Here is an 18,895-nt window from a genome sequence, read left to right on the forward strand (position 1 = left end):
CTGAACGTTTCAAACCAATAGGAGTGTCGCCATGCGCGAACAGGATTACGCAGTTAATAACAGCGTGCAGGCTGAGCAGCTAGAGGTTAGCCGCGTCCTGCGCAATACGTACGGCTTGCTCGCCCTCACGCTCGCATTCAGCGGTGTGATGGCGTTCGTTGCTCAGCAGATGCGTGTCGGTTACCCGAACATTTTCGTGGTGCTGATCGGCTTTTATGGCCTTTTCTTCCTGACCAACAAACTCCGTGACTCGGCGTGGGGCCTGGTATCTGCCTTTGCCCTGACCGGTTTCATGGGTTTCTTGCTCGGCCCGATTCTCAACCGTTACCTGGGCATGCAGGGTGGCGCTGAAGTGGTCAGCTCCGCTTTCGCGATGACTGCGCTGGTGTTCGGTGGTCTGTCGGCCTATGTGCTGATCACCCGCAAGGACATGAGCTTCCTGGGTGGCTTCATCACTGCCGGGTTCTTCGTGTTGCTGGGCGCGACGCTGGCGAGCTTCTTCTTCCAGATCAGCGGTCTGCAACTGGCGATCAGCGCAGGTTTCGTGCTGTTCTCCTCGGTCTGCATTCTGTTCCAGACCAGCGCCATCATTCACGGCGGCGAGCGTAACTACATCATGGCGACCATCAGCCTGTATGTATCGATCTACAACCTGTTCATCAGCTTGTTGCAGATCTTCGGCATCATGAGCCGCGATGATTGATCGCTAGCCATGAGCAATAAAAAACCCGCTTCGGCGGGTTTTTTATTGTCTGCGATTCAGGCTCACTAGTTAACGATAATGCTGCCATCGGCTTGCTGCCGGTAAACGGTGTAGGGCAGCAGCAAGGTGTCGGCGACGCCGGAAACGACCGCGTCTACCAACACAACGATCGGAATGGCGGTATGTTGTTGCGCATCGATGCCGCTTTCCAGTGGCGCATTCAGGTAGCAGAAGTCATAGGTCACGCCGCTGTAGATCCGCGGAACAGCGCCGCAATAACTGTTCCGCTCCTTGAGGCTCTTCGCAGCCGCTTCGTCGCTGCGTACTACCGTCTGCACCGTGCCGCAACCTGCGAGCATCAACGCTGCCAACATCATTACCAGAGTTCTCATACCGCCAATCCTTCGCCGGAAAAAAGCCAATCTATCCTATTTCGAATCAAACAACACTCACGCCATCGGCGGTAATCGGCGCTTGACCGGAGTTTTTTTGACGATCGCAGTATTGGTTTCGGCGTGGGTGTTGAGGCGGTCGAGCAGGGTGTCCAGCTGCTCCATCGAACGCACATGCAGGCGCGCAATAAAGCAGTCATCGCCAGTGACCTTGTCGCACTCGGTGAACTCGGGGATTGCCTGGATCTGTCGTTCGACTTCTTGCAATTGCCCCGGCAACGGGCGAATGCGCACGATGGCCTGCAGTTGATAGCCGAAGCATTTTGGATCAATTTCGACGGTGTAGCCCTTGAGCACGCCGCGCTCCTCAAGACGACGCAGGCGCTCGGCAACGCTGGGCGATGACAAGCCGCTGATTTGCGCCAGAGCCTTGAGCGAGCGCCGTGAGTCTTCCATCAATGCGCTGATCAGGACTTGATCGATGTCGTCGGTCATGGCGAAACCTCAATTGGGCGATTGAACAAAATGGCCTCGATAAAAAAGGCAGAAACCGAGTTTAGCCTGATTTTTGCGCTGGAGAAGGCCCCCAGCCGATTGGCATAATTTGGCCTCAAACACAGGAGGTTGAAATGGAAAAAACACTACGTCGCGGCTCATTCGAAATGACCGCCGCCATGCTCATTTCCGGGACCATCGGCTGGTTCGTGCTGGTGTCCGGGCAACCGGTGCTGGACGTGGTGTTCTGGCGCTGCGTGTTCGGCGCCGGCACCTTGTTGCTGATCTGCGCCGCATTCGGCTTCCTGCGCCCAGGTATTCTGACCCGCACCACGTTCCTGCTGGCAGTGCTCAGCGGCGCGGCGATTGTCGGCAACTGGGTGTTGCTGTTCGCGTCTTACTCCCGTGCGTCGATTGCCATCGGCACGGCGGTCTATAACGTTCAACCGTTTATGCTGGTCGGCCTGGCCGCGCTGTTTCTCGGGGAGAAAATCACCCTGCAGAAGCTGTTCTGGCTGGGCGTCTCGTTCCTCGGGATGCTGGCGATTGTCAGTGCCCATGGCGAGCAGGGCGCCGGTGGCAATGATTACCTGATGGGGATCGGCCTGGCGCTGGGTGCGGCGCTCCTCTACGCGATTGCCGCGTTGATCATCAAACGCCTGACCGGCACACCGCCGCATCTGATCGCGTTGATCCAGGTTTGCACCGGCATAGTGTTGCTCGCGCCTTTTGCGCACTTTTCGGCATTGCCCCAAGCGCCGAGTGCCTGGGCGAGTCTGGTGACGCTGGGTATCGTGCACACCGGTTTGATGTACGTGCTGCTTTACGGCGCGATCCAGAAACTGCCGACGGCATTGACCGGAGCGCTGTCGTTTATCTACCCGATTGCGGCGATTTTCGTTGACTGGTTCGCGTTCGGCCATTGCCTGGAACCGCTGCAATGGCTCGGCGTGGCGGCGATCCTGCTGGCCGCCGCCGGTATGCAACAGGGTTGGGGCTTGAAGTTGCGCCGAGTCGCCACGCCGTAAGCCTCAGAGGTTCCAGCGCGGCGCGGTCTTGGCCAGGCGCTGGCGCATGTCGCCGATGTTGGCGGCCAGTTGCCGGGTCAATAAGCGGTAGCCGTCCAGCGGACTGTAGACCGGCGCGTCGAGGCTGGCGTCCGGCAACTCCGCTGGCCGGTTGAGCCGCTGGGACGCGCCGGATTTCAAGGCGCGGGCCATGCCGATCAACTGCACGCGAATCTGCCGGTGCTCGGCTTTCAACGCCGTTTGCAGATGAGCCATGGCAGCCGGATCACTGGCATCCGGCCGCGTATTGCCGAGAATTTCCAGGGTGCTGATGCACATGCGCAGGTTGCGTTGAATGGCATCCAGTTCGGTCATGGAAATCCGCACTTCCTTGGACACCGACGGCATCAGCGAGCGCAGTTGCACCATCACCGCGTTCAAACGGCCCATGAGTTTCAGGTGTTCGTCATCGGTGACCGGCTGGCCATTGATGATGCGTCCGTAGATCGTCGCGCAATCGCGCAAGGCATCGGCCAGGTTGTAGCGCCAGGAGAACACCGCGTACAGCGGCAGTGCGAAGGAAAACGCCAGGGCCAGGGCGATGCCGATCAGAATATCGACGCCGCGCCACAAGCCGTCAGTGACTGGATTGTCGCCATGCCCGGCGACGATAAACACGGTAATCGCCGACAGCAGCGCCGTGTAGCCGCCCTTGCCGATGGCGTGATACGAGAAAAACCCGCACACCACCGACATCGCAAAATAGGTCAGCCAAGGCATACCAAGCCAGGCCTCTTGTGCCACCAGCAGCAAGCCGACCCCGGCACCGATCAAGGTGCCGATCGCTCGCTCGGCGGCTTTTTTGCCGATGTTACCGTGGTGCTGCAAACCGCCAATCACCACCAGCATGGTCACCGACGCCCACTCGCCGTGGGGCAGGTGGATGCCGGTGGTCAGCAGGATCGTCGCCAGCAGCCCCAGCGACACCCGCACCGCGTGGATCACCCGGGCATTGCGATAACGCCGATACGGGTCCAGTAACGGACGTAGTAATCGGCGCATCAACGGTGGCAGGCGATAAGCTCTCAGGTCGGTTCTCCTCAGAAAATGTAATCAGTGGTCAGGAAGCTCGAATCCCGCCCGCGAATGATCTCGCTGATCAGCGCCTTGTTGCTGTCCTGGAACTTGGTCGCCACCAGTGTGCGGATCGAAAAAACCCGCAATGCGTCATGTACCGACAAGGTGCCTTCGGCGGAGTTCTTGCGACCGTTGAACGGGAAGGTGTCCGGGCCGCGCTGGCACTGGGCGTTGATGTTGATGCGCCCGACCTGATTGGCGAAGGTGTCGACCAGTCGGCCGACCGCCACCGGGTTGGTGCCGAAGATACTCAGTTGCTGGCCGAAGTCCGATTCGAGGACGTAATCGATCACCGTGTCCAGATGTCGGTACGGCACAATCGGCACCACGGGGCCGAACTGTTCTTCCTGATAGACGCGCATCTGCGGGTTCACCGGGTACAACACTGCCGGGTAGAAGAACGATGCGCGCGCTTCGCCGCCATTGGGATTGACCACGGCCGCGCCTTTGCTCACTGCGTCGGCCACCAGCGAATGCAGGTAATCGACTTTGCTCGCTTCCGGCAACGGCGTCAGGGCCACGCCGCTGTCCCACGGCATGCCGGGTTTGAGGCTGGCGAGTTTGGCGTTGAATTTCTCGATAAACGACTCGACCACGTCTTCATGGACGAAGAGGATTTTCAGCGCCGTGCAGCGCTGGCCATTGAACGACAGCGAGCCGGTCAGCGCTTCGCTGACGGCGTTATCCAGATCGACCTCGGGCAGCACGATGCCGGGGTTCTTCGCGTCCAGGCCCAGGGCGGCACGCAAACGGTGTGGTTTTGGGTGGAGTTTCTTCAGGTCGCTGGCAGCCTTGTTGGTGCCGATAAACGCAAAGATATCGATCTTGCCGCTGGCCATCAGCGCGCTGACGGTTTCGCGGCCACTGCCGTAGATCACGTTGATCACGCCGGTCGGGAAGCTGTCGCGGAAGGCTTCCAGCAGCGGCCGAATCAGCAAAACGCCAAGCTTGGCCGGTTTGAACACCACGGTGTTGCCCATGATCAGCGCCGGAATCAGCGTGGTGAAGGTTTCGTTCAGCGGATAGTTGTAAGGCCCCATGCACAAGGCCACGCCCAGTGGTACACGGCGGATCTGGCCGAGGGTGTCCTGTTCCAGCTCGAAACGGCTGGAGCGGCGGTCAAGTTCCTTGAGGGCGTTGATGGTGTCGACGATGTAATCGCAGGTGCGGTCGAACTCTTTTTCCGAGTCCTTGAGGTTCTTGCCGATTTCCCACATCAGCAGCTTCACCACGGCTTCACGCTGCTGGCGCATGCGTCCGAGGAAGGCTTCGACGTGTTGAATGCGCTCGGCCACGCGCATGGTCGGCCACAGGCCCTGGCCACGGTCGTAGGCACGCACGGCGGCGTCGAGGGCGGTCAGCGCGGTTTCGGCATCCAGCAGCGGCGTGCTGCCGAGGATCACTTGTTCGTCGCCATTCTCGCCGGTCAGGTACACCGGGCTGCGAACCTGGGCGAGCGGGCCGTCCCAGGTGCGCAATTGACCATCGACCAGGTATTCGCGCTGCTCGGTCTGGCCGTCGAGGCGGTGTTTTTCCGGGATGTCGCTGCTGTCGGGAAACAGATTGCCAAGGATGTGTGCTGTGGTCATGTCGCTACCCCGTCTGGATTCGGTAAGGCGTTGATGAATCGTTTTAGCAGACCTGGGCCTCGCTTGTCATGACCCATCTCAGGTGAGCGTCGCTTATTCAAGATAGACGACAAGGCATGGGATCGACACCGGATCCCTGTGGGAGCGGGCTTGCTCGCGAAAGCGGTGGTCCAGTCAGCATCAACGTTGAATGACCCACCGCCTTCGCGAGCAGGCTCGTTCCCACAAGGGTTTTTCGGTGGCCTCAGAAGCCCCCCTTTATGTCCCGCAATGCCCTCAACCCCGCGACGTGCCTGGCTTAACGTGGCCTCTCCTTGATCACAATAACAATGTGCCCCCGGCTGGCCGGAGCACCAAATGAGAGGATGGCTATGCCGACAAACAGGTACGCGGCGTTTCTGATCGTCGCCACGTTGCTCAGCGGCTGCGGCGAAGAAGCCAAACCCACGGCCACCCGCAACGAAGCGGCCAATTCAGCACCCGGCGACGCCGCACTGGCCCAGGTCTACGCCAACAGCTGCCAGCTCTGCCACGCCAACCCCGCCGCCGGCGCACCACTGACCGGCGATAAAAATGCCTGGGAGCCGCGTGTGCAGCAGGGCGCCGACACGCTGCTCGATCACGCGATCAACGGCTACAACGGCATGCCGCCGATGGGCCTGTGCATGCAGTGTTCGGAGGAAGAATTCCTCGCGTTGATTTCGTTTATGTCCGGTCAGTCCATCCAACAATAAGAACGGCAGGTGCACTTCATGACAATGGACCTGACTCGACGTCAGTTACTGCAACGGGCGAGCGTCATCGGCGCCTTCACCGCCCTCGGCTCAAGCCCGGCGCTGGCCGAGTTGCTGCGCGCGCCACGCTTGATTCCCTGGCGCAACTGGTCGGGTGGCCAGAGTTGCCTGCCAGCGGCGCGGTTGGCGCCGAAAAATCTTGATGAGCTCACCCAAATCATCCGGCAGGCCCCCGGTAAAATAAGACCGGTCGGCTCGGCGCATTCCTTCAGCGCGCTGGTGCCCACCGACGGCACTTTGTTGTCCCTGAGCTATTTCACCGGATTGCTCGACCACGACCCCAACACCTTGCAGGCCGAATTCGCCGCCGGCACGCCGATGTCACGCATGGGCACGCCGCTGAAAGACATCGGCCAGGCCCTGCAAAACATGGCCGACATCGACTATCAGACCCTCGCTGGAGCGATCTCTACCTCAACTCACGGCACCGGCAAGACCTTTCAATCCTATTCCGCCCACGTCTGCGGCTTGCAATTGGTGACCGCCAGCGGTGAGGTGTTGGACTGTGACAGCAACCGTCATCCCGAAGTCTTCAACGCCGCCCGGGTGTCCCTCGGCGCCTTGGGCGTGGCGACCAAAATCCGCCTGCAAAACCGCCCGGCCTATTGCCTGCGAGAACGCCAGTGGATCGCCAAGACCGAAGAGCTGCTGGAAGACCTCGACAAAAACACCCGAGAAAATCAGCACTGGGAAATGCTCGTGGTGACCCATTCCGACTACGCGCTGTCGATCGCCCTCAACGAAACCACTGACCCGGCCACGCCGCCGATTCCGCCGGAGGAAGAGGGCGGCAACGAGTTCGTGACCCTGATCGAGAAGATCGACAAGTACGGCAGCGATTTCCCCGACCTGCGCCGCACGCTGCTCAACAACCTGCGTCACCTCGCCAGTTTCGATGACCGGGTCGGTGACTCGTTCGACATTTACGCCAACGTGCGCACCGTGCGCTTCAACGAGATGGAGTATTCGGTGCCGGCGGAACATGGCCCGGCCTGCCTGCGCGAGATCCTCAAGCTGATTCAGGACAAGGACCTGCGCACCTGGTTTCCCATCGAGTACCGCTACGTCAAGGCCGACGACATCCCCCTGAGCATGTTCGAGGGCCGCGACAGTTGCTCGATCTCGGTCCACCAGCATTACCAGATGGACCACCACAACTTCTTCGCCGCCATCGAGCCGATCTTCTGGAAATACAACGGGCGGCCGCACTGGGGCAAGTTGCATACCTTGAATGCTAAAAACCTGCAGCCGCTGTACCCGCGCTGGCGGGAATTTGTTGAGGTGCGCCAGGCGCTGGACGCCAGCGGCAAGTTTCTCAACGCACATCTGACGTCGATTCTGGGGGTGAACTGATGGCCGTGAATCGTCGTAATTTCATGCTCGGGACCTTGGGTGTTGGTGCCTTGCTGGTGGGGGTTGGCGCATGGCTGCGACCGGGGGATCGGGGCGGTCCCTACAGCGATTATTTCCGCGCGCTTAACCTCGAACTGAAGGAGCACGGCCCGATGCGCCCGGTGATGTTGATTGATCTGGATCGCCTTGATCACAACATCGATGTGGTGACGCAGTCAGTCCAACGTGCCGGCAAACACCTGCGCCTGGTGGAGAAATCCCTGCCGGCGCCGGGGCTGCTGACGTACATCGCCCAGCGCGCCGGCACAAAGCGCCTGATGTCGTTTCACCAGCCGTTTCTCAACCATGACGCTGTGCAGTTTCCCGACGCGGATATCCTGTTGGGCAAACCGCTGCCGGTACGTTCGGCGCAGTTGTTTTATGAAATGCACAAAGGGCCGTTCGACCCGTCGAAGCAGTTGCAGTGGTTGCTCGACACCCCCGAGCGGCTCCAGCAATACCTGGCACTCGCGCAAGGCTTGGGCACGCGACTTCGGGTGAACATCGAACTGGACGTCGGCCTGCACCGTGGCGGCGTCAGCGATGTGGGCGTTCTTGGGCAGATGCTGACGCTGATCAGCGCCAATCCGCAAAACCTCGAGTTCGCCGGGTTCATGGGCTACGACCCGTTCGTCGGCATGGGCGTGCCGGGGATCCTGGGTTCGCCCGAAGAACTGTTCGGCAAAGTCATGGTGATCTACAACCGCTGCGTCGATTTCACCCGTCAGCAATATCCCGGCCTGTGGCGCGAAGGGCTGACGCTCAACACTGCTGGCAGCCCGAGTTATCGCATGCACGAGCAGGAAAAACTGAGCAGCGAAGTGTCGGTGGGCACGGCGATGCTCAAGCCGACGCACTACGACTTGCCATCGCTGGTGGACCATGTGCCGGCGGCGTACATCGCCACGCCGGTGTTGAAAAGCACTGGAGCGGTGAATATTCCGGCGCTGGATGGCAAGTCGAAGCTGTTCTCGTGGTGGGACGCCAATCAGCGCGAGACGTTTTTCATCTATGGGGGCAACTGGATGGCCGAGTTCGAATCGCCCCAGGGTTTGCAGAGCAACGGGGTGTACGGGCGCAGTTCCAATCAGGAAATGGTCAACGGCTCCAGCGCCGTGGGGTTGGTGGTGGAGGATCAAGTGTTCCTGCGTCCGACCCAGACGGAATCGGTGTTGTTGCAGTTCGGTGATTTGCTGGCGGTGCGGGGCGGCAGGATTATCGACACGTGGCCGGTTTATTCCTGAACATCGTTAAAAGATCGCAGCCTTCGGCAGCTCCTACATAGACCGTGCGCACACGTGATGCGCACGGAACCCCTGTAGGAGCTGCCGAAGGCTGCGATCTTTTGATCTTCAAACGCTACTGACACACAAGTGCAGCATCTTCCAGCAACAATCAGAAAAGGAAGCTCGACGAACAAGTACGACAGGGAGTCATCAATGGCATTTGCAGAACCCGCAGGAGCTCAGAACACGAGCGATTACCGCTACCCCGAGGCGAAATCCGAATCCTGGCTGGCGCTGGCAGCCGGGATCGAGGCCGAGGTGGCGCAGTACTTCATGGTCAGCGCCCGGTGCGGCTGTTTCATGCAAGCGGCGCGCAGCCTCAACGTCAGGACGACGTTGCTGCGTAAACAACTGGCGAAACTGGAGGCGCAGTTGCAGCGCACCTTGTTCAACTTTCAGGGCAGCAACCTGAGCCTCAGCCGTGAAGGGTTGCAACTGCATGCACAACTGATCGCGTTGGCCCACGAACGCACCTTGCCGCTGGTCGAGCAGCCGCTGGTTCGGCTGGCGGTGGCCGAGTCGATCCTGCATGACATCCTCGGCCGCGACCTGATCGCGCTGCTGCGGCGCAATGCCAGCGTGCGCCTGGAAATCATCTCGCTGGACAGTGAACTCGCCTTGCAAGCCGTCAGTGCCGATGTGGTGCTGTGGCTGGGCACTGGTGACACGCCGTTGCCCGGGCCGACGTTCGCGACCGATGAGCCACAACGTCTCGCGCAATTGGACTACTTTCCGCACATCGCCAAACGCTATTCACGGGTCACGTCCCGCCCGGAAAGCCTCGATGAACTCGCGGATTTCATGCTGGTGCACTGGCAGCACGACCGGCAAATCGACAGCTTCGGGCCCTGGAATCGTCTGGTGGAACAGCGTCTGGCCGGGGTCGTGCAGTTGCAGTCCTACGAACTGATGCTGGAAATGATCCGGTGCAGCGCCTGCATCGGCCTGTTGCCCGGTTACATCAGCCGTTTTGACCGCGCGCTGATTGCGTTGCCGGGGTTGTTCAGCGAACCGATGCAGCGCCAGGCGTGGCTGGCGGTGAATGCCGAATCCCAAGGACAAGCCGAGGTGCAAGAACTCGCCGAACTGATCCGCCACACCTTCCATGAGCGGCAGGACTGGTTCGAAAGCTGACGCACATCCCCTGTGGGAGCGAGCCTGCTCGCGAAAGCGGTCTTCCAGTCGACATTGATATTGCTTGACCCACCGCATTCGCGAGCAGGCTCGCTCCCACACTGGAGGATGCAGTATTTGCGACCCACCCAAATCCCCTGTGGGAGCGGCGGTGCGACGATTCGACTTGCTCGCGAAAGCGGTGTTCCAGTCGACATTTATATTGCCTGACACACCGCCTTCGCGAGCAAGCCCGCTCCCACACTGGATCTCCAAAAGATGCAGTATTTGCGACCCACCCAAATCTCCTGTGGGAGCGAGCCTGCTCGCGAAAGCGGTCTTCCAGTCGACATTGATATTGCTTTACCCACCGCATTCGCGAGCAAGCTCGCTCCCACATTTTGGATCTCGCCACGCAGGTAGATCGCGGTTTAGAGTGAGCGGCCACTCCAGGAAGAATCGCTATGCCGACCATCGACCCCGGCATCACTCTCCAGCGCTTCAACGAATCCCACATCGACGGCATCACCGCGCTCTACAACGACCCGGCGATTACCCGTCAGGTCCTGCAAATGCCCTTTCAATCCACCGAAGTCTGGCGCAAACGCCTGATGCCGGACAACGAGCGGGTGGTGCAACTGGTGGCGCTGTATCAGGGGGCGGTCATTGGCAGCATCGGGCTGGAACAGTTCTCGCGGATCCGCCGCAGCCACGCCGGCAGCATTGGCATGGGCGTCGCCGGGGAATGGCAGGGCAAGGGTGTCGGTTCGACATTGCTGGCCACGGCGCTGGACATCGCTGACAACTGGATGAACCTGCGCCGGGTCGAACTCTCGGTGTATGCCGACAACGCCGCAGCCATCGGGTTGTACCGCAAGTTCGGTTTCGAAGACGAAGGCCTGTTTCGCGACTACGCCGTGCGCGACGGCGTGCTGGTGGATGCCTTGAGCATGGCGCGTCTGCGTGCCACGCCCAAGGCCGGTTGAGTCACTCGCCTAATGCGAACGCCACCGCCGCCTGCGCGTGCAGTTCGGTGGTGTCGAGCAGGGGCAGGGCGCTGTGCTCCGGTTTGATCAGCAGGCCGATTTCCGTGCAGCCGAGGATGATCGCCTGGGCACCACGTCGGGTCAGCGATTCGATGACTTGCTGATAAACCTGGCGCGACGCATCGCTGATCACGCCGACGCACAGTTCGTCGTAGATGATTCGATGCACGACCTGACGTTCCTCGACGTCCGGCACCAGCACTGTCAGTCCCTTGGCTATCAGGCGATCCTTGAGAAAGTCCTGCTCCATGGTGAACGCGGTGCCCAGCAACCCGACTTTCAGCGCGCCGGCATCGACTGCCGCCTGACCGGTCGGATCAGCGATGTGCAGGAACGGAATGCCGATCGCCGCCTGAATCTGCCCGGCCACCTTGTGCATGGTGTTGGTACACAGCACCACGCACTCGGCGCCGCCAGCTTCCAGCCTGCGCGCGGCATCCACCAGAATCGCCGCCGCATCGTCCCAGCGCCCGGCGTGCTGGGCCTGTTCGACAGGCCCGAAGTCGACGCTGTACATTAGCAATTGCGCCGAACGCAGCGGACCGAGTCGGTCCCGAACCTGCTGGTTGATGAGGCGATAGTATTCGGCGCTGGACTCCCAGCTCATGCCGCCGATAAGGCCGATGGTGCGCATGCTGTGCTCCTGTTTTTTGGCAACCCTTTGATAGAGAGTCTCCCGTGGATCCGCGCTTCGATCTATCAGGAAATTTCACATGCTGAGCCAAAGCCTGCTGGGCAACAAAATTGGCCTGCACCTGCTGCCCCGCGCCGCTTACAGCGCCCGGGACCCGGCGCAGTGGCACACGCTCGGCGTGACTCTGGAGCGCCAGCAAGGCGTGCACGCCATCGATTCCGACCATCGGGTGGACTTCGACACGCTGCCCGGCGTCCTGGCGCATACCCCGGTCGGCGTGGAAGTGTTTTCCGAATCTGCCAGCGGCGGTGAATACCTGTTGCTGCGGCTGGATGAACCGTTTGCCCGGCAGCATCTGCCTGCGGTTAACCATCGGGTGCAGTCACCGGGGCACGTTCAGGCACTGGGGCTGGCTCGGACATTGCGCCGCTTGATGCTCAACCCGCAACCTGACGGTCTGGCGCTCGAACAAGCGGCATTGCAGTTGGTGGGGCAGGCGAGTGTGCAAGTCGATTCCCGAACCACACCCAAAGCCTTCACCCGAGTCCTTGATCAAATCGCCGAGCAGTTCCATCAACCCCTGAGCCTGGAGCAGTTGGCCGTCACTTACGGACACAACGAGCTGCGGTTTCTGCGCGATTTCACCCGCACCATCGGCCTCACACCCCACGCCTACCTGATCGAAGTCAGGCTCCAGGCTGCGCGCCGGATGATCGAGCAAACCGATCTGCCCCTGGCCAGCATCGCCCTCGACGCCGGGTTCGCTCATCAGTCGCACATGGGCAGCGCCTTTCGCAAACACCTGGCCATGACCCCCAGCCAGTACCGCTCACGCTTTTAGTCGTACGCCGGCCGCCGGCATCTGCCATGCTCAAAGTCCGCAGCACTGCTTCAACCAAAGGAACACCGCAATGGACAACGTACAGCAACTGGGCGAGATGCTTCGTCACTACGCAGAAAGCGAAGCGCACAAGAAGCAATTGTTTGAATCGCAATCGGCCGTGTGGGCGACGCGCATTGGTGAGCTGTTCGATCAGATCCAGCACTGGCTGGAACCGGTCCAGACGCCGAACCTGCTGGAAGTGAGCCGCGAAGTCTACGTCGCATCCGGCCCAAGCGTGCCGGTCGAGACCTCGACCTTCAAGACCGAAAAGCTGACGGTGGTAATCGCCGGCAAACCAGTGGAGTTCGTGCCGGACGTGATGGGCGCCGGTGGCCAGATTTCCCTGGCGGTGATGGGCCTGACCGCTGCGCGTTACGGCAGCATTTCCCTGGTGTGCCTGCCGCCGTCTGCGAGCTGGCAATGGCGCAAGACCAACGGGCTGAAAGACCCGGACACCTTTAGCTTCGACGCGAACTTCCTGGCGCAGCAGTTGCAGAGCCTGATCCCCCGCGAGCGCGGTTGATCGAGTACTTGACGCTGTGGGGTCTTAATCACTATCGACGTTTAGCGTGTAGGTCCGTTGCGCCGCTTGGCCGGTGCACTGGGTGCCGTAAGTGTTGAGGTAGATCGAGACTTCATAGCGTCCGGGTTTCGTTGGTGTGCCGACGATATCAGCATGGTTCTGACCCTCTTCATAAACCAGTTTCAATCCTTCAGGCAGTGGCTGCGCCGGGTCGACATAGAACCCGGCGACGGCGATGTTCGGTCTTTCTACCTCGACACTGACGCGATAAGGTTTGCCGGTTGTAGCACTGACGAGGTTGTCGGGTTGAATCGTCAGCGGTGCACGCCCGGAGCAACTCGCCAGAGTGCTTAGCTCACAGCCGCTCAGCAGCAACGAGAGCGCGATAATCGAGAAAAGAGCACGTTTCATGGTGAGTTCTTCTATTTGATACTTCCCTGGCTTAAGCGGGCAGAGTCTAGACCAATCAACTGTTCAGGAACGAGCGTCTTTCTGCACCTTGTCGGCGAATACATCGATCCTCCCCGCAAGCCGGGCATTCAAACCTCCAAATTCCCCCACCCCGGCTTAGCCTCTTCCGGCGCCACCGCCTTCACCTTTTTCCCCGTCGCCAACTCAACCCGTCGCGCCACCTCCGGGTCATCGGCGAATGGCATCAGGCTCGCGTCCTCGAGGCTCTCGGGTGTCTGGTGTTTCAGGCAATACTCGATTGCCAGCCAAAACCCGACGACCCCCAACAGATTCAACGCCATCTCGATCATCTCAAACCTCACGCAATCTGCGCTTCGCGCTCGGCCATGGACACGTCCGCCACTCGCACGGTGCGCCAGGTGTTGTAGGCCATCAGCAGCATGCCGCTGAGGAAGAACACGCCGCCGGTAAACCGCACGACGAACCCCGGATGGCTGGCCTGCAAGGCCTCGACGAAGGAGTAGGTCAGCGTGCCGTCGTCGTTGATCGCGCGCCACATCAGGCCCTGGGTGATGCCGTTGACCCACATCGACGCGATGTACAGCACCGTGCCAATCGTCGCCAGCCAGAAGTGCAGGTTGATCAGCGGCGTGCTGAACATCTGCTCGCGGCCGAAGACTTTCGGCACCATGTGGTAGATCGCGCCGAAGGTGATCATCGCCACCCAGCCGAGGGCCCCGGCGTGGACGTGGCCGATGGTCCAGTCGGTGTAGTGGGAGAGGGCGTTCACAGTCTTGATCGCCATCATCGGCCCCTCGAATGTGGACATGCCGTAGAACGCCAGCGACAACACCAGGAAACGCAGGATCGGGTCGGTGCGCAACTTATGCCAGGCGCCGGACAGCGTCATCATCCCGTTGATCATCCCGCCCCAGCTCGGCGCCAGCAAAATCAGCGACATCGCCATGCCAAGGGATTGCGCCCAATCCGGCAGCGCCGTGTAGTGCAAGTGGTGCGGACCGGCCCAGATGTAGAGGGTGATCAGCGCCCAGAAATGCACGATCGACAACCGGTAGGAATACACCGGCCGACCCACCTGTTTCGGCACGAAGTAATACATCATCCCGAGGAACCCGGTGGTCAGGAAAAAGCCCACCGCGTTGTGCCCGTACCACCACTGGACCATGGCGTCGGTGGCCCCGGAATACACCGGATAGGATTTGAACCAGTCCACCGGAATCGACAGGTGATTGACCACGTGCAGCATGGCAATCACCACGATGAACGCGCCGAAAAACCAGTTGCCGACGTAGATGTGCTTGGTCTTGCGCTGCACCACGGTGGTGAAGAACACGATGGCGTAGGCGACCCACACCACGGTCATCCACACCGCGCCGGAGAACTCGATCTCGGCGTATTCCTTGGTGGTGGTGTAGCCCAGCGGCAGGCTGACCAGCATGATCACGATCACTGATTGCCAGCCCCAGAAGGTGAACGCCGCGAGGGTGTCCGAGTACAACCGCACCTGGCAGGTCCGCTGTACTGCGTAGTAACTGGCGGCGAATTGCGCGCTGCCTGCGAAGCCGAAAATAACGAGGCTGGTGTGCAGCGGGCGCAAGCGGCCGAAGGTGGTCCACGGCAGGTCAAGGTTCATCTCGGGCCATACCAGTTGCGAGGCGATCCACACACCCATGGCCATGCCCACCACGCCCCAGACGATGGTTGCCACGACGAATTGGCGGACGACCTTGTAGTTGTAGGCCTGTCCGATTGTTGCTGTGCTCATGGTCAGTTCATCCATGCAAAGTCTTGCCAGGCCACCCGGTCTGGCATGGGATGCACTGTAGAAACCTCGCAGGAAACAAAACAGACTCAGGAAAACTCGATTTATGCGGATCAGATATGGAGCATTCCTGCGGCCATCTGCCGCGCTCTGATACGGTTTTTTAGCTTTTAGGTGGATCTGTAACGCGCTGCGCCGCAGGTTCATAGTCGCTTCATCAAAAACGGGCCATAGAACTCCAAGATCACGCCAACCCCTGTGGGAGCGAGCCTGCTCGCGAAGTCGCCAGGTCAGTCAGCATCAATGTTGAATGTGCCGCCGCCTTCGCGAGCAGGCTCGCTCCCACAGGGGTTGTGCAGAGCCCGATCAACCCTGATGAGGTAGCGAGATGTATCAGTACGACGACTATGACCGGGCGCTGGTGTTCGAACGGGTCGCGCAGTTTCGCGATCAGGTCGAGCGTTTCATGGCCGGTGAATTGAGCGAAGAAGAGTTCCTGCCGCTGCGCCTGCAAAACGGCCTGTACATGCAAAAGCACGCCTACATGCTGCGGGTGGCGATTCCCTATGGCACCTTGAGCGCCGGGCAGATGCGCACCCTCGCGAGCATCGCCCGGGATTACGACCGTGGCTACGGTCACTTCACCACCCGGCAGAACATGCAGTTCAACTGGATCGAACTGGCCCAGGTGCCGGACATCCTCGAACGCCTGGCCCAGGTGGAAATGCACGCGATCCAGACCTCCGGCAACTGCGTGCGCAACATCACCACCGAAGCCTTCGCCGGGGTCGCGGCGGACGAACTGATCGACCCGCGTCCGCTGGCGGAAATCCTCCGGCAATGGTCGACCATCAACCCGGAATTCCTGTTTCTGCCGCGCAAGTTCAAGATCGCTATCTGCTCGGCGAAACAGGACCGTGCGGCGATCATGATGCATGACATCGGCCTCTACCTTTACCCCGGCGCCGACGGGCAAATGCTCTTGCGAGTGATCGTCGGCGGTGGCCTCGGGCGTACGCCGATCCTCGGTTTGCAGATTCGCGAGGGCTTGCCGTGGCAGCATTTGTTGTCCTACGTCGAAGCGGTGCTGAGGGTCTACAACCGCCACGGCCGGCGGGACAACAAGTACAAGGCGCGGATCAAGATCCTGGTCAAAGCCCTCGGCATCGAAGCCTTCGCCAAGGAAGTGGAAGAGGAGTGGCAACACCTCAAGGACGGCCCGGCGCAGTTGACCGACGTCGAATATGAGCGCGTGGCCAGTGCCTTCGTCCCGCCGATGTATAAAACGCTGGCGGGCACCGACCTGGATTTCGGCACGCGCCTGGCGCAGAACCCGGCATTCGCCCGCTGGGTCGCGCGCAATGTGCAGCCGCACAAAGTGCCGGGTTACGCCAGCGTCGTGCTGTCGACCAAACCGGGGATCGCGGCTCCGCCGGGGGACGTCACGGCCGAGCAGATGGACGCGGTGGCCGACTGGTCCGAGCAGTTCGGTTTCGGCGAGATCCGCATCGCCCACGAACAGAACATCGTGCTGCCGGACGTGACCAAGGCTGACCTGTATACGCTGTGGTGCCTGGCCTGCGACCAAGGCCTGGGCTGCGCCAATATCGGCTTGCTGACCGACATCATCGCTTGCCCTGGCGGAGATTTTTGCGCGCTGGCCAACGCCAAATCGATCCCTATCGCCCAAGCCATTCAAGGCCGATTCGAAGACCTGGATTACCTGCACGACCTGGGCGATATCAGCCTCAACATCTCCGGCTGCATGAACGCCTGCGGCCATCACCACATCGGCAATATCGGCATCCTCGGCGTCGATAAAAATGGCAGCGAGTGGTACCAGATCACCCTCGGCGGCGCTCAGGGTAAACAAAGTTCGTTGGGCAAAGTCATCGGCCCGTCCTTCAGCGCCGCTGAAGTGCCGGATGTGATTGAGCGGATCATCAGCACCTTCGTGCGTTACCGCGAAAGTGAGGAATTGTTCGTCGATACGGTGCAACGCATTGGCCTGGAGCCGTTTAAGGAACGGGTTTATCCGAAAGTGCTGGAGGTGTCGGCATGATTAACCTATTGCGGCTGGAGGAGGGTGTGGCGCGGATTGATCTGGATGACCCGTGGACATTGGTACGGGAAATCGACGCTGAATTGCCGGCGGGACGCTTGATTCTGCCGCTGGCCCGCTGGCTGGATAACCCGGCGCGACACGCTGTCTGGCTCGGGCCGGACGATGAGGTTGAAAGCCTGAAATCCTGTTTCAACATGCTGCCGTTGATTGCGCTGGATTTTCCGAGCTTTCGCGATGGTCGTGGTTACAGCCAGGCGTATCTGCTGCGCACTCGATTGGGTTGGAGTGGTGAGTTGCGGGCGATTGGAGATGTGTTGCGCGATCAGTTGAGTCATATGCGCCAATGCGGGTTTGATAGTTTTGCGGTGCGTGAGGACAAGTCGGCTGAAGATGCGCTCAAGGGGCTGGCGGGGATGAGCGTGTTGTATGGGCGTTCGGTGATTGAGCCGCGTCCATTATTCCGGCGCCGCTGAGCTTTCTGTAGCAGCTGCCTCGCGTTGCTCCTCAGCTGCTACAGGGCGTAGTCAGGGAGTGTTTTTGCTTGGGCCAGTACTGGCATTTTGGTAGAGTCCGCTGCATTGGCTACATGGACGAAATCAAGAAGGGAGTCTGGCGTTGTGAGTTTTGGTAAAAAGATTTTGGGGCTGACGGCATTTCTGCTGATGCTGACCCTGTGGGGCGGCTACATCTACGTGTTCCAGGAAAACCGCGGCGGGCAGCTGGGTGGGGCCTATGACAGCACCGCCTGGTGCGGCACGCCGCCGTCGGCCGATGCGTTGTCCCTGGGCAAGGATCAACTGACCCTGCGCGTCACCAACAACCTGCGCGGCGAGTTCATGCTCGGTGGTTCGGTGATCGTTTCCGAACGCACCTTCAATCGCTATGACCTGGGCCGCAACGAACTGCGCCTGCGTCTGGAACCGCTGCAATGGTCGTTCGGCGCCGCGCCGATCTTCCTTGAGCAGGTCAGGATCAAACCCCTGAGCCGCAACCTCGCCGCCGACAACAAAAGCGCCTACGCCGAACTGGAGCCGCGACCGATCAGCGTACAGGGTCGCACCACCGACTTTCCCTTCGACACTTACCGCTACGGCTACAAGCCGGTGCTGTATTACCTCAAGGGCAACGAGCGCATCGACCTGCGTTTCCGCCACATCACCACCGTGATGGAAATGTCGAACACCTTTACGCCAATCCAGAAATACAACCGCGCGGAGTACATCAACGAGAAAAGTCCGCTGGTGCGCGATGAGGATTACAAGCCTTACGCGACCACGGAATGCGCGTTTAGCGTCGAGCGCAAAGGCTCGTTCAAGGTGATTGTGCTGCTGTTGTTGCTGGTGATCTGCCTGCCGCTGATGCATGTGTTTTATCGCGATGAACCGGGGATCGACTTTCTGGCCACGCTGGTGGGGGTTGCTGCGGTGCGGGTGTTGCTGGTGGGGCCGTTGCAGGACTTCCAGTTGTACAACATCGATTTCTTGTTTGGCGCGGCGATTCTGCTGGTGGGGACGGTGTCGCTGGTGAAGGCGATGCGGGCTCATAGTCGGCGGGAATTGGCGGCGCGGAGTGGGTCGACCTGGTGAATCCCGTAGCAGCTGTCGAGCAGCGCGAGGCAGCGTTCGGCGGCGAAGCCGTCGCA

Annotated in this window: 20 protein-coding genes; 12 read left to right on the forward strand and 8 right to left on the reverse strand. The window is 60.4% G+C overall.

Annotated elements, in window-relative coordinates; all coding sequences use genetic code 11:
- The first annotated feature begins 31 nt into the window (after positions 1-31).
- Positions 32-703, forward strand: a complete 672-nt coding sequence (locus LOY68_RS14900; RefSeq protein ID WP_008081508.1) for a Bax inhibitor-1/YccA family protein — start codon at positions 32-34, stop codon at positions 701-703.
- 65 nt (positions 704-768) lie between these two features.
- Here the strand turns inward: LOY68_RS14900 and LOY68_RS14905 are convergent, their stop codons facing one another.
- Both LOY68_RS14905 and LOY68_RS14910 read right to left on the reverse strand, forming a co-directional pair.
- The gene (locus tag LOY68_RS14905; RefSeq protein WP_265045559.1) at positions 769-1,095 is read right to left on the reverse strand and encodes a YceK/YidQ family lipoprotein; all 327 of its coding nucleotides are present in this window, start codon (positions 1,093-1,095) and stop codon (positions 769-771) included.
- Between the two features lie 57 nt (positions 1,096-1,152).
- Entirely contained in the window at positions 1,153-1,590 is a 438-nt protein-coding gene (locus LOY68_RS14910) for an Lrp/AsnC family transcriptional regulator (protein ID WP_054046539.1), read from the reverse strand.
- 134 nt (positions 1,591-1,724) lie between these two features.
- On the opposite strand from LOY68_RS14910, the gene LOY68_RS14915 reads away from it, so the two are divergent.
- A complete protein-coding gene (locus tag LOY68_RS14915; protein WP_265045561.1) occupies positions 1,725-2,618 on the forward strand; it encodes a DMT family transporter in 894 nt (297 codons plus the stop codon).
- A 3-nt stretch (positions 2,619-2,621) separates the two neighbouring features.
- Here LOY68_RS14915 and LOY68_RS14920 read toward each other — a convergent pair whose 3' ends face one another.
- Together LOY68_RS14920 and LOY68_RS14925 are read right to left on the reverse strand one after the other, a co-directional pair.
- Positions 2,622-3,659 carry an FUSC family protein gene (locus tag LOY68_RS14920; protein WP_265045563.1) on the reverse strand — a complete coding sequence of 346 codons (1,038 nt, stop codon included), beginning with the start codon at positions 3,657-3,659 and terminating at the stop codon, positions 2,622-2,624.
- A 38-nt stretch (positions 3,660-3,697) separates the two neighbouring features.
- Entirely contained in the window at positions 3,698-5,323 is a 1,626-nt protein-coding gene (locus LOY68_RS14925) for an NADP-dependent glyceraldehyde-3-phosphate dehydrogenase (protein ID WP_265045565.1), read from the reverse strand.
- A gap of 371 nt (positions 5,324-5,694) precedes the next feature.
- Between LOY68_RS14925 and LOY68_RS14930 the strand changes: the two genes are divergently transcribed.
- The 5 genes from LOY68_RS14930 to LOY68_RS14950 all read left to right on the forward strand — a co-directional run bounded on the left by LOY68_RS14930 (position 5,695) and on the right by LOY68_RS14950 (position 10,894).
- Complete coding sequence (locus tag LOY68_RS14930) at positions 5,695-6,057, forward strand: c-type cytochrome (RefSeq protein WP_265045566.1); 363 nt, start codon at positions 5,695-5,697, stop codon at positions 6,055-6,057.
- Positions 6,058-6,075: 18 nt separating this feature from the next.
- Positions 6,076-7,470 (forward strand): D-arabinono-1,4-lactone oxidase, encoded by a 1,395-nt coding sequence (locus LOY68_RS14935; RefSeq protein ID WP_413787182.1) that lies wholly within the window; start codon positions 6,076-6,078, stop codon positions 7,468-7,470.
- Between the two features lie 74 nt (positions 7,471-7,544).
- Complete coding sequence (locus LOY68_RS14940; RefSeq protein ID WP_265045787.1) at positions 7,545-8,753, forward strand: DSD1 family PLP-dependent enzyme; 1,209 nt, start codon at positions 7,545-7,547, stop codon at positions 8,751-8,753.
- A gap of 195 nt (positions 8,754-8,948) precedes the next feature.
- On the forward strand, positions 8,949-9,929 hold the full coding sequence (locus tag LOY68_RS14945) for a LysR family transcriptional regulator (protein ID WP_163909918.1): 981 nt from the start codon (positions 8,949-8,951) through the stop codon (positions 9,927-9,929).
- A gap of 443 nt (positions 9,930-10,372) precedes the next feature.
- Positions 10,373-10,894 (forward strand): GNAT family N-acetyltransferase, encoded by a 522-nt coding sequence (locus tag LOY68_RS14950; RefSeq protein WP_265045567.1) that lies wholly within the window; start codon positions 10,373-10,375, stop codon positions 10,892-10,894.
- A gap of 1 nt (position 10,895) precedes the next feature.
- On the opposite strand, the gene LOY68_RS14955 is transcribed toward LOY68_RS14950, so the two are convergent.
- The gene (locus LOY68_RS14955; RefSeq protein ID WP_265045568.1) at positions 10,896-11,588 is read right to left on the reverse strand and encodes an aspartate/glutamate racemase family protein; all 693 of its coding nucleotides are present in this window, start codon (positions 11,586-11,588) and stop codon (positions 10,896-10,898) included.
- A gap of 79 nt (positions 11,589-11,667) precedes the next feature.
- Between LOY68_RS14955 and LOY68_RS14960 the strand changes: the two genes are divergently transcribed.
- The gene (locus LOY68_RS14960) at positions 11,668-12,429 is read left to right on the forward strand and encodes a helix-turn-helix domain-containing protein (protein ID WP_265045569.1); all 762 of its coding nucleotides are present in this window, start codon (positions 11,668-11,670) and stop codon (positions 12,427-12,429) included.
- 70 nt (positions 12,430-12,499) lie between these two features.
- A complete protein-coding gene (locus LOY68_RS14965) occupies positions 12,500-12,994 on the forward strand; it encodes a hypothetical protein (protein ID WP_163909922.1) in 495 nt (164 codons plus the stop codon).
- A gap of 24 nt (positions 12,995-13,018) precedes the next feature.
- Here LOY68_RS14965 and LOY68_RS14970 read toward each other — a convergent pair whose 3' ends face one another.
- The 3 genes from LOY68_RS14970 to ccoN form a co-directional block, all read right to left on the reverse strand.
- Positions 13,019-13,405 carry a putative Ig domain-containing protein gene (locus tag LOY68_RS14970; protein ID WP_163909923.1) on the reverse strand — a complete coding sequence of 129 codons (387 nt, stop codon included), beginning with the start codon at positions 13,403-13,405 and terminating at the stop codon, positions 13,019-13,021.
- A gap of 128 nt (positions 13,406-13,533) precedes the next feature.
- Entirely contained in the window at positions 13,534-13,755 is a 222-nt protein-coding gene (locus LOY68_RS14975; protein ID WP_054046514.1) for a hypothetical protein, read from the reverse strand.
- An 8-nt stretch (positions 13,756-13,763) separates the two neighbouring features.
- Positions 13,764-15,191, reverse strand: coding sequence for a cytochrome-c oxidase, cbb3-type subunit I (gene ccoN, locus LOY68_RS14980; protein ID WP_163909925.1), 1,428 nt, complete (start codon positions 15,189-15,191; stop codon positions 13,764-13,766).
- Between the two features lie 385 nt (positions 15,192-15,576).
- On the opposite strand from ccoN, the gene LOY68_RS14985 reads away from it, so the two are divergent.
- From LOY68_RS14985 to LOY68_RS14995, 3 genes are all read left to right on the forward strand, one after another.
- Positions 15,577-17,250, forward strand: a complete 1,674-nt coding sequence (locus LOY68_RS14985; protein ID WP_265045570.1) for a nitrite/sulfite reductase — start codon at positions 15,577-15,579, stop codon at positions 17,248-17,250.
- Positions 17,247-17,726: a DUF934 domain-containing protein gene (locus LOY68_RS14990; protein ID WP_265045571.1), complete on the forward strand. Its 480-nt coding sequence runs from the start codon at positions 17,247-17,249 to the stop codon at positions 17,724-17,726. The genes LOY68_RS14985 and LOY68_RS14990 overlap by 4 nt, the downstream gene beginning before the upstream one ends.
- A 144-nt stretch (positions 17,727-17,870) precedes the next feature.
- Positions 17,871-18,839 carry a hypothetical protein gene (locus tag LOY68_RS14995; RefSeq protein ID WP_265045572.1) on the forward strand — a complete coding sequence of 323 codons (969 nt, stop codon included), beginning with the start codon at positions 17,871-17,873 and terminating at the stop codon, positions 18,837-18,839.
- Positions 18,840-18,895 lie beyond the last annotated feature (56 nt).

Source organism: Pseudomonas sp. B21-053 (assembly GCF_026016365.1).
GTDB classification, from domain to species: Bacteria; Pseudomonadota; Gammaproteobacteria; order Pseudomonadales; family Pseudomonadaceae; genus Aquipseudomonas; species Aquipseudomonas nunensis.